The sequence below is a fragment of the Azoarcus taiwanensis genome (assembly GCF_012910885.1).
GTDB lineage: Bacteria > Pseudomonadota > Gammaproteobacteria > Burkholderiales > Rhodocyclaceae > Azoarcus_F > Azoarcus_F taiwanensis.
Window position 1 is genome coordinate 1 of sequence record NZ_WTVM01000136.1, and the last position, 10,187, is coordinate 10,187.

Here is a 10,187-nt window from a genome sequence, read left to right on the forward strand (position 1 = left end):
TCATGGGGGTGTCGCACTACCTCAAGGAGAAGAATCCGGCGATTCGCATCGTCGGCTGCCAGCCCGAAGAAGGATCGCAGATCCCTGGTATCCGCAAGTGGCCCGAAGCGTACCTGCCGCGGATTTACGAAAAGCCGCGGGTCGACCAGCTGGAATACGTGAGCCAGGCCGATGCCGAGGAGATGACGCGCCGGCTCGCGCGCGAGGAGGGCATCTTCGCCGGTATTTCCTCCGGCGGTGCGTTGCATGTCGCACTGCGGATCGCCGAGCGTACCGAGAACGCGGTCATCGTCTCCATCGTCTGCGATCGCGGAGACCGCTATCTGTCGACAGGTGTCTTCCCCGGCTGAGCCGGTGGCGATTCGCTGTCGGCGACATCGCCCTGACTTCTGCGGTTTCGGTCGATTGCTTGTCCTGACAGTCCGTCGCCTCGTTACGGGCCTCAGACTCTGCCTGCTTGCCGCGGCCCTGATTCATTCGGTCGCGGTATCGGCGGAAGGCTTGCGACTGGATCTGGCGCGACTGGAACACCCGCTCGTTACGCTGGAAGGGGTGAGCCTGTCGGTCGCAGACGAGGCCCAACCGGCGCGTTTGCGTATTGCCAGGGCCGAGTTTGGTGGTTTCGTGCTGCATGCGCTCGATCTCGCGTGCTCACGCCTGGAACTCGCAGACGGCTGGGTCAGATGTCGAGGCGGGCGGCTTGAGCTGCCCGGGCTGCTCGAGCGTGCGAGGGTGGACCTCGAGTTCGACGTGGCCCGGAACCGGCTTCAGATCAGGCTTCAGACACCGGAGGGCGAGAGCCTGGCGCTCGGATTGTTGCCCGACGGGTCGTTCCGCGCGGATCTCTCGCAAACCAGCGTTGCCAGATTGAGCGCCCTGTTGCCGCTGTTGTCGGAATATGCTCCGCAAGGCCGTATCTCCGGCAGCGCAGTGGGCAGGGCGGCAACCGAGTCGACCTTGGTCACCTTCGATCTGCGGCTGAGCGATGGTGGCTTTGTCGCCGGCGGTGGGCTCAATGCGGCCGAAGGTATCGGGCTGAGGCTCGCGGGCCGGCTTGCTCGCGATCAGGCCGGGTGGCAGTGGTCGATGGGCGTGGACTGGACCGCGGGTGAAGCCTATGTGCATCCGCTGTATCTCGAGTCGGGGCTGAAGGCCGATCTTTCGGGTCGCTTCGACGGCAAGCGGTTGAGTCTGGACGGCGCCAAGCTTGAGATTGACGGTGTGCGCGCCATCGAGTTGCGCGCGAGTCTGGAGGTCGATCCGTTGCGTGTGGTGTCGGGCGCGCTTGCGATTGCAGACGCGGATCTGTCGGTGATCGGTTCCCGCTATCTGATGCCGCTGGTCGCTCCCGCACTGAGTGATCGCATTCAGTTCGAAGGGCTTGTCAGCGCCGGCGGGAGATACGAGTCCGGCGATTTGATGGCGGTCGATGTTTCCTTCAGCGATGTCAGCGTCTCGTTGGATGATGGCTTGTTCGGCATTGGTCCCGTCAATGGCGTGGTGCCGTGGCGGGCGTTCGAGTCTGGCCTTGCCAGGCTGGATGTCGGGGCTGCCAACTGGGAGTCCTTGTCGCTGGATGCCTTTCGAGTCGAAGCCCATGTGCACGACAATGCCGTGGATTTCGAATCCGTCAGCGTCCCGGTGCTGGATGGCAGACTGGTCGTGTCGGACCTGTCGTTGGAGCGCAGGGCGGACGGCTGGTACGGCCAGGGGGGTGCCTTCATCGAACCGCTTTCCCTGGAGAGCCTGACTCGCGCCGTTGGGATGCCGGTGATGTCGGGCGTGCTCTCGGCCGCGCTTCCCGCGCTGGTGGTTCAGCCGGGCTCCTTGTCGCTCGACGGCACCCTGGTCATCTCGATATTCGGCGGTTATGTCCGTGTTTCCCGACTCGAGCTGCGAGAACCCCTGGGCGTGGCGGCCTACCTCACCGCGGACCTCGAGGCACGCAATCTCGATCTCGGAAAGATCACCGACACTTTCGCCTTCGGTAACGTGACCGGATTCATCGATGCCGACGTGCTCGGGCTCGAGCTGGTGAGATGGCGTCCGGTGGCGTTCGACGCGACCGTTCGCAGCAGCCCCGGCCGGTACGCCCGACGGATCAGCCAGCGTGCCGTGCAGAACATCGGTGCGCTCGGTGGCGGCGGTGCGGTGATGGCCCTGCAGCGGGGCTTTCTTGGTTTCTTCGAGAGCTTCGGTTACCGCGAGCTCGGCTTGTCATGCAGACTCTCCGAAGGCGTATGCCTGATGGGGGGCATTGCCGGAGACAGCGCCGGGCCGAATGATGGGTTCGTCATCGTCCGCGGCGGTGGCGTCCCGTCCCTCAACGTCATCGGCTACAATCGGCGCGTCGATTGGCAGGAGCTGCTTGCGCGTCTCCAGGGGGCCATCGCTTCAAACACGGGTCCGGTCATCGAATAACAAGGGTGGCGCGTTAAGCGTTCAGTACAGACGACAAGGAATGTATCGATGAGAATGGCTCCATCACTTGTGCTGGTCGCCACGCTGGCCTCACTGAGTGCAGGTTGCGTGACGATCAACATCTATTTCCCGGCTGCGGCGGCCGAAGCCGCCGCCGACCGGATCATCGAGGAGGTCTGGCAATTGCGGGATCCCGCTGCCTCCGCGCCTGCTGAAACCACCGGAGAAACGCAATGAGCGTCTCAGCAATTGTTCGTCTTGCCGTCCTGGCGCTGATGCTCGCGCTTTCCTCGGGGCTCGCGGCACAGGGCAATCTCGAGATCAACACCCCTGCGATCTCGGCGCTCCAGTCCTCGATGCAGAAGCGCCACTCAGATCTCGCCCCGCTTTACGCATCCGGTGCAGTCGGGCTCTCCCGCGACGGTACCGTCGTGTTGCGTGACGCCTCCGCAGTGCCGTTGGCTCAGCGTGGCCAGGTCAATGCGCTGGTCGCTGCGGAGAATGCCGATCGCGCCGCCTTGTACCGTGAGATTGCGCGGGCCAACAACCGTCCTGATTGGGAGCCGGATGTGCGTCGCACTTTTGCGCAACGTTGGATCGACCGGGCGCAGAGAGGCTGGTGGGTCGAGGGGGCGGGCGGCTGGACCCAGAAATGAACGTTCTCGTCTTCGATATCGAGACCATCCCAGATGTCGACGGCATACGAAAGCTGCACGACCTGCCCGCTGAACTGAACGAGTTCGAGGTCGCGGAGTTCGCATTCCAGCAGCGCCGGGCGAGTACCGGAAGCGACTTCATGCAGTTGCCGCTGCAACGGGTCGTGACGATCTCCTGTGCAATGCGCGATGCCAATCAGTTCCGGGTGTTCTCGCTATCCGAGCCCGATAGTGGCGAGGGCGAGATCATCCAGCGTTTCTTCGACGGCATCGAGCGCTTCACGCCAAAGCTCGTGTCTTGGAACGGTGGCGGCTTCGATTTGCCAGTGCTGCATTATCGCGGGCTGATTCACGGGGTGTCGGCGCCGCGTTACTGGGATCAGGGCGAGGGCGATTACGGCGACTCGCGTGACTTCAAGTGGAACAACTACATCAGCCGTTACCACAACCGCCACCTGGATCTCATGGATCTGCTTGCGCTTTACCAGCCGAGAGCCAGCGCACGGCTCGACGAAATGGCCAAGCTCATGGGTTTTCCGGGCAAGCTCGGCATGGATGGCTCGGCAGTGTGGCAGGCATGGCTCGAAGGGCGCGTTGCAGAGATCCGTGACTACTGCGAGACAGACGTGGTGAACACCTATCTGGTGTATCTCGGCTTTCAGCGCATGCGGGGAGAAATCGACAACGCAGGTTTCGAACGTGAGTGCGAAGTGGTTCGCGAGGCGCTCGGGCGTGTCGATGCAGAGCACTGGCGTGCGTACCTCGCGTCCTGGTGACGCAATGCAAAAAAAGCTTTGACAGTCGCGACGGGATCATTATAATTCGCGGCTCTTAGCAGGCGCGTAGCTCAGTTGGTTAGAGCACCACCTTGACATGGTGGGGGTCGTTGGTTCGAATCCAATCGCGCCTACCAACACCCAGGAGCAGACGAGATGTCCCGAACTACCACCGCAGCCGGTAACTGAACAGTCGGGCTCGCGTGTGCTCCATAAAAAAGTGCGGCTCGGCCGCACTTTTTTTTCGTCCACAAATTCTAAAATCTGCAGTCGCCCCAACTGAAAGAGGCAAAGCCATGCCCAACATCACGCTCCCAGACGGATCGGTACGCAGCTTCGAACACCCGGTCACCGTGGCCGAGGTGGCCGCATCGATTGGTGCGGGACTGGCCAAGGCGGCGCTCGCCGGCAAAGTGGGCGGCCGCATGGTGGATCTGTCCCACCGGCTCGAGACGGACGTCGATCTGGCCATTGTCACGGACAAGACGCCGGAAGGGCTCGAGATCATTCGGCACTCGACCGCTCACCTGCTTGCACACGCGGTGAAAGAACTGTTCCCGGATGCCCAGGTCACCATCGGCCCGGTGATCGAGAACGGGTTCTACTACGACTTCGCCTACAAGCGCCCCTTCACGCCTGAGGATCTCGAGCAGATCGAGGCACGGATGGCTGAACTCGCCAAGGCCGAGATCCCGGTGAGTCGGGAGGTGTGGGCGCGCGACGAAGCGGTCGAGTTCTTCAAGTCCGAGGGGGAGCATTACAAAGCCGAGATCATTGCCTCGATTCCTCAGGCAGAGGATGTTTCGCTCTACCGTCAGGGCGATTTCATCGATCTTTGCCGCGGCCCGCACGTGCCGAACACCGGAAAGCTGAAGGTTTTCAAGCTCACCAAGGTGGCCGGTGCCTATTGGCGAGGAGACTCGAAGAACGAGATGCTGCAGCGCATCTACGGCACGGCGTGGGCTAAGAAGGACGAGCTTGACGGTTACCTGCACATGCTCGAAGAAGCCGAGAAGCGCGACCACCGCAAGCTTGGTCAACAGCTGGGCTTCTTTCATTTCCAGGAGAATGCACCGGGCTCGGTCTTCTGGCACCCCAAGGGCTGGACACTGTTTCAGGCCCTGATCAACTACATGCGCGTGCGCCAGGAAGAGGCCGGCTATGTCGAGGTCAACACGCCGGACGTCATGGATCGCGGTCTGTGGGAAACGTCCGGTCACTGGCAGAACTACCGCGAGAACATGTTCACCACGCAAACCGAGGACGATCGCGTTTTCGCCCTCAAGCCGATGAACTGTCCGGGCGCGGTGTCGATGTTCGCGCAGGGTCTCAAGAGCTACCGTGACCTGCCGTTGCGCATGGCCGAATTCGGCAAGGTGCACCGCTACGAGCCTTCGGGTGCGCTGCACGGGTTGTTGCGGGTTCGCCACTTTACCCAGGACGACGCCCACATATTCTGCACCGAGGCGCAGATGGAGCAGGAGTGCAAGGACGTCGTCGCGCTCATTCTCGACATCTACAAGGACTTCGGTTTCGAGAACATCCGCATCAAGCTGTCCACCCGTCCGGAAAACCGCATCGGAACCGACGAGACCTGGGACAAGCTGGAAGGGGCGCTGGCCTCTGCGCTCGAGCACATGAACATGGCCTACGAGCTGTTTCCGGGAGAAGGGGCGTTCTACGGACCCAAGCTCGAGTTCGTGCTCCGTGACACCATTGGCCGCGACTGGCAGTGCGGCACGCTGCAGGTTGACATGAACCTCCCGGAGCGCTTCGACATCAGCTATGTCGCCGAGGACAACACCCGCAAGCGTCCGGTGATGCTGCATCGAGCCCTGTTCGGCTCGCTCGAGCGGTTTACCGGCATTCTCATCGAACACTACGCTGGCGCACTGCCAATGTGGCTTGCTCCGGTTCATGCGGTGGTAATGAACATCTCGGAAGGGCAGGCCGATTATGTGCGCGAGGTTGCCGCACGTTTGCGCAAGGCGGGTTTCCGTGTCGAAACCGATTTGCGAAACGAGAAGATAAACTATAAAATCCGCGAGCACAGCGTGCACAAGCTCCCGTATCAGATCGTTATCGGCGAGAAGGAAAAGGAAGCCGGTGTCGTCGCGGTGCGCGCTCGGGGTAACCAGAACCTGGGACAAATGCCCCTCGATACGTTGATCGAGCGCTGGCGTCTCGAAGTCGAGACGAAGGCCGGCTCGGTCTGATTTTTTTGTTTTTTTGGAGAATTGAACCATCGCTCAGGATAAGAAGCAGCGCGTAAACGGAGAGATCAACGCGCCTGAAGTCCGACTGGTATCGGAAGACGGAGAACAACTCGGTATCGTGTCGCTGCGTGCGGCGTTCGATGTCGCTGAAGAAGCCGGCCTGGATCTCGTGGAGATCGCGCCGATGGCCGAGCCCCCCGTCTGCAAGGTCATGGACTATGGCAAGTTCAAGTACCAGGAGCAGAAGAAGGCTCACGAAGCCCGCGCCAAGCAGAAGCAGGTGCAGGTCAAGGAGGTCAAGCTGCGTCCAGGTACCGATGAAAACGATTACCAGATCAAGCTGCGCAACCTGAAACGGTTTCTGGGCGAGGGTGACAAGGCCAAAGTGACGCTGCGCTTCCGCGGGCGGGAAATGGCCCACCAGGAAATCGGCATGCGCCAGCTCGAGCGCATCCGTGCGGATCTCGACGAGATCGCGATGGTTGAGCAAATGCCCAAGATGGAAGGGCGGCAGATGGTGATGGTGATCGCGCCGAAGAAGCACTGATCACCCGGCAGAATTCAGTGGAGTGCCGCAAGGTGCCCCGCGGAATGGCAGCGTGGCGACACGCTGCAAAACAAGTGGTGTCAGGTATCAAACGTGTCGAAGTCCGGCACTACCTGACGGCATGTCAAAAACAGGAGTTTCAGATGCCCAAGATGAAAACCAAGAGTGGTGCCGCCAAGCGGTTCAAGGTGCGCGCCAGTGGCGGGATCAAGCGGTCCCAGGCGTTCAAGCGCCACATCCTTACCAAGAAGACGACCAAGTCCAAGCGCCAGCTGCGCGGAATGACCGAAGTCCATGCCGCCGATCAGAAGCTGATCCGCGCCATGTTGCCTTACGCTTGATAGGAGACCGCAATGCCCCGAGTTAAACGCGGTGTAACCGCACGCGCACGTCACAAGAAAGTCCTCGACCAGGCCAAGGGTTACCGCGGCCGTCGCAAGAACGTCTATCGCATCGCCAAGCAGGCGGTGATGAAAGCCGGTCAGTACGCTTACCGTGACCGTCGTCAGCGCAAGCGCCAGTTCCGTTCCCTGTGGATCGCCCGTATCAACGCCGCCTCGCGCGAGCTGGGCATGACCTACAGCACGTTCATGAACGGTCTCAAGAAGGCCGCCATCGACGTCGACCGCAAGGTCCTGGCCGATCTGGCCGTGTTCGACAAGCCCGCTTTTGCGGCGCTCGCCGAACAAGCCAAGGCCAAACTCGCCGCCTGATCTTCGGCGGCACGAAAAAAGGAGGCCTGGCCTCCTTTTTTTTTCCCATTTCCCCACGCGAAGCATATGGACAAGCTCGATCAACTCGTTGAAGAAGCGGTGGCCGCCTTTGCCGCAGTGTCGGACACCGCCCAGCTCGATCAGGTCAAGGCGCGGTTCCTGGGCAAGTCAGGGTCGCTCACCGAGCGTCTCAAGAGCCTGGGCAAGCTGCCGCCCGAAGAGCGGCGCACCGCAGGTGCCGAGATCAATCGTGCAAAGAGTGCGGTCGAAGCCGCGCTTGAAGCGCGACGCGCAAGTCTGCGCGCAGAAAGGCTCAGTGCGCAGCTTGCCTCCGAGGCGCTGGACGTGACCTTGCCGGGCCGTGGCAGTGGGCAGGGCGGCTTGCACCCGGTCACCCGAACCCTCGAACGGATTGAAACCCTGTTCGCATCGCTCGGCTTCATCGTCGCCGACGGCCCGGAGATCGAGACCGACTGGCACAACTTCACGTCGATGAACACGCCGGAGAACCATCCGGCCCGTTCGATGCACGACACCTTCTACATCGAAGGCCGTCAGGACGTGTTGTTGCGGACCCACACCAGCCCGGTGCAGAACCGCGCGATGGTTGCCCATGTGGAGCGTTTCGGCGAGCGTGATCGCATGCCGGACCTGCGCGTCATCGCGCCCGGCCGGGTGTATCGCGTGGATTCGGACGCGACCCACTCGCCGATGTTTCACCAGATCGAAGGCCTGTGGGTGGGTGAGAGTGTGAGCTTTGCCGACCTCAAGGGCGTGATTGCGGACTTTCTGCGCAAGTTCTTCGAGTCCGAGGCCTTGCAGGTTCGCTTCCGACCTTCGTTCTTCCCCTTTACCGAGCCCAGCGCCGAGATCGATGTCGCCTTCATGAGCGGGCCTCTGGAGGGGCGCTGGCTGGAGATCGCCGGCTGCGGCATGGTGCACCCCAACGTGCTACGCATGGGCGGTATCGATGCGGAGCGGTATACCGGCTTCGCCTTCGGCATGGGTCTCGATCGGCTGACCATGCTGCGATACGGCATCGGCGACTTGCGCCTGTTCTTCGACAACGATCTGCGTTTCCTGAGTCAGTTCAAGTAAGGATCACCATGCAATTTTCGGAACACTGGTTGCGGACCATGTGCAATCCGCAACTCGACAGCGACGCCCTCGGTCACGCATTGACGATGGCGGGTCTCGAGGTCGAGGAATGTGATCCGGTCGCGCCGCCGTTCTCCGGCGTGGTCGTGGCTGCCATCGTCAATGCGGAAAAGCATCCCAACGCCGACAAGCTCAAGGTCTGTGCGGTGGATGACGGCTCGGGGGCGTTGCTGCAAATCGTCTGCGGCGCACCCAATGCAGCGGTCGGCATGAAGGTGCCGCTTGCCCGTGTCGGTGCCAGTCTGCCTGGCTTCGAGATCAAGGCTGCGAAACTCCGTGGCGTGGAGTCCTTCGGCATGCTGTGCTCGGCACGCGAGCTTGGACTGTCCGAGGACCACAGTGGGTTGCTCGAGCTGGCACCCGACGCTCCGATCGGAGCCGACGTTCGCAAGTTGCTCGGCCTCGACGACATGAGCTTCACCGTCAAACTCACGCCCAACCGAGCGGATTGCCTGAGCATCGCCGGTATCGCGCGGGAACTCGCGGCATTGACCGGCGCGCCTCTCACCTTGCCGCAGGTCCAACCGCTCGCTGCGCAGATCGATGATCGGCGCGAGATCGTGCTCGACGCACCCGCCGCCGGTCCGCGCTACTGCGGTCGCATCATTCGGGGGGTGAACGCGCGTGCGGCCAGCCCCGACTGGATGAAGCAGCGCCTCGAGCGCAGCGGCGTGCGCGCAATCAGCGTGCTGGTCGATATCACCAACTACGTCATGCTCGAGCTCGGCCAGCCTCTGCACGTGTTCGACGACGCGAAGCTCAGCGGCGCAATCCATGTCCGTTATCCGACGGCGGGCGAGTCGGTGCTGTTGCTCAACGAGCAAACCGTGGAGCCGGACGCCGACACGCTCCTGATCGCCGACGAAACGCGCGCGCTTGCGCTGGCCGGCATCATGGGGGGTGAGGACAGTGGCGTCACGCTCGACACCACAGAGGTATTTCTCGAGAGCGCCTTCTTTGCGCCCGATGCAGTCGCCGGACGCGCACGTCGCTACGGCTTCACATCGGATGCGTCGCACCGTTTCGAACGCGGCGTGGATTTCGAACTGGCGCGCACCGCCATCGAGCGGGCCAGTGGGCTGATCATCGAGCTTTGCGGCGGGCAAGCCGGCCCGGTCGTCGAGGCGGTCTCCCGGTCGGACCTGCCGCAGCGCAAGCCGGTGAGCCTGCGTCCGGCACGTGTGCGCAAGGTGTTGGGTGTCGCGCTCGAGGACGATGTGATGCAGCGACTGCTCGAGAGTATCGGACTTCCGGTCACCCGCAACGGTGAAGGCTTTGTCGTCACACCGCCTTCCTATCGCTTCGATATCGAGATCGAGGAAGACCTCATCGAGGAGATCGTTCGACTTCATGGCTACGACGAGGTCCCGGCGATTGCGCCGCGTGGGCCACTCGAAATGCTCGATGTGCCGGAAGCCACCCGGGCGTCCTGGCGTCTGCGCCGCCTGCTCACCGATCGTGACTACCAGGAGGTGATCAACTACGCCTTTGTCGACGAAGCGTGGGAGCGCGACCTGTGTGGCAATAACAATCCGATTCGGCTTGCCAACCCCATCGCCAGTCAGATGAGCGTGATGCGCTCCAGCCTGATTCCGGGACTGGTTGCCACGCTCGCGGCCAATCGCAAGCGTCAGCAGTCGCGGGTGCGGGTGTTCGAAACCGGACGCTGTTTCGAAGTGAAGGCGGACGGTGAGCCGGTT

General features: G+C 62.2%; 11 protein-coding genes and 1 tRNA gene. All 12 read left to right on the plus strand.

Going from position 1 to position 10,187, the window contains the following annotated elements:
• Positions 1 to 350: pyridoxal-phosphate dependent enzyme (locus GPA21_RS16700; protein ID WP_168989250.1), on the plus strand; the 350-nt coding region annotated here is incomplete at its 5' end.
• A 55-nt stretch (positions 351 to 405) separates the two neighbouring features.
• The gene (locus tag GPA21_RS16705) at positions 406 to 2,421 is read left to right on the plus strand and encodes a hypothetical protein (protein WP_168989251.1); all 2,016 of its coding nucleotides are present in this window, start codon (positions 406 to 408) and stop codon (positions 2,419 to 2,421) included.
• Positions 2,422 to 2,475: 54 nt separating this feature from the next.
• Positions 2,476 to 2,658: a hypothetical protein gene (locus GPA21_RS16710; RefSeq protein ID WP_246262026.1), complete on the plus strand. Its 183-nt coding sequence runs from the start codon at positions 2,476 to 2,478 to the stop codon at positions 2,656 to 2,658.
• Positions 2,655 to 3,077 carry a YdbL family probable chaperone protein gene (locus GPA21_RS16715; protein ID WP_168989253.1) on the plus strand — a complete coding sequence of 141 codons (423 nt, stop codon included), beginning with the start codon at positions 2,655 to 2,657 and terminating at the stop codon, positions 3,075 to 3,077. Before GPA21_RS16710 ends, GPA21_RS16715 begins: the two co-directional genes overlap by 4 nt.
• Complete coding sequence (locus GPA21_RS16720) at positions 3,074 to 3,853, plus strand: 3'-5' exonuclease (RefSeq protein ID WP_168989254.1); 780 nt, start codon at positions 3,074 to 3,076, stop codon at positions 3,851 to 3,853. Before GPA21_RS16715 ends, GPA21_RS16720 begins: the two co-directional genes overlap by 4 nt.
• Before the next feature lie 60 nt (positions 3,854 to 3,913).
• A tRNA-Val gene (locus tag GPA21_RS16725) sits at positions 3,914 to 3,990 on the plus strand.
• Positions 3,991 to 4,149: 159 nt separating this feature from the next.
• Entirely contained in the window at positions 4,150 to 6,069 is a 1,920-nt protein-coding gene (gene thrS, locus GPA21_RS16730; RefSeq protein ID WP_168989255.1) for a threonine--tRNA ligase, read from the plus strand.
• 28 nt (positions 6,070 to 6,097) lie between these two features.
• The gene (gene infC / locus GPA21_RS16735; RefSeq protein ID WP_168989259.1) at positions 6,098 to 6,616 is read left to right on the plus strand and encodes a translation initiation factor IF-3; all 519 of its coding nucleotides are present in this window, start codon (positions 6,098 to 6,100) and stop codon (positions 6,614 to 6,616) included.
• Between the two features lie 143 nt (positions 6,617 to 6,759).
• Entirely contained in the window at positions 6,760 to 6,957 is a 198-nt protein-coding gene (gene rpmI, locus GPA21_RS16740; protein WP_159691467.1) for a 50S ribosomal protein L35, read from the plus strand.
• Positions 6,958 to 6,969: 12 nt separating this feature from the next.
• On the plus strand, positions 6,970 to 7,329 hold the full coding sequence (rplT, locus tag GPA21_RS16745; protein WP_168989256.1) for a 50S ribosomal protein L20: 360 nt from the start codon (positions 6,970 to 6,972) through the stop codon (positions 7,327 to 7,329).
• Between the two features lie 66 nt (positions 7,330 to 7,395).
• Complete coding sequence (pheS, locus tag GPA21_RS16750; protein ID WP_168989257.1) at positions 7,396 to 8,427, plus strand: phenylalanine--tRNA ligase subunit alpha; 1,032 nt, start codon at positions 7,396 to 7,398, stop codon at positions 8,425 to 8,427.
• A gap of 8 nt (positions 8,428 to 8,435) precedes the next feature.
• On the plus strand, positions 8,436 to 10,187 hold a 1,752-nt coding region (gene pheT, locus GPA21_RS16755), incomplete at its 3' end, for a phenylalanine--tRNA ligase subunit beta (protein WP_168989258.1).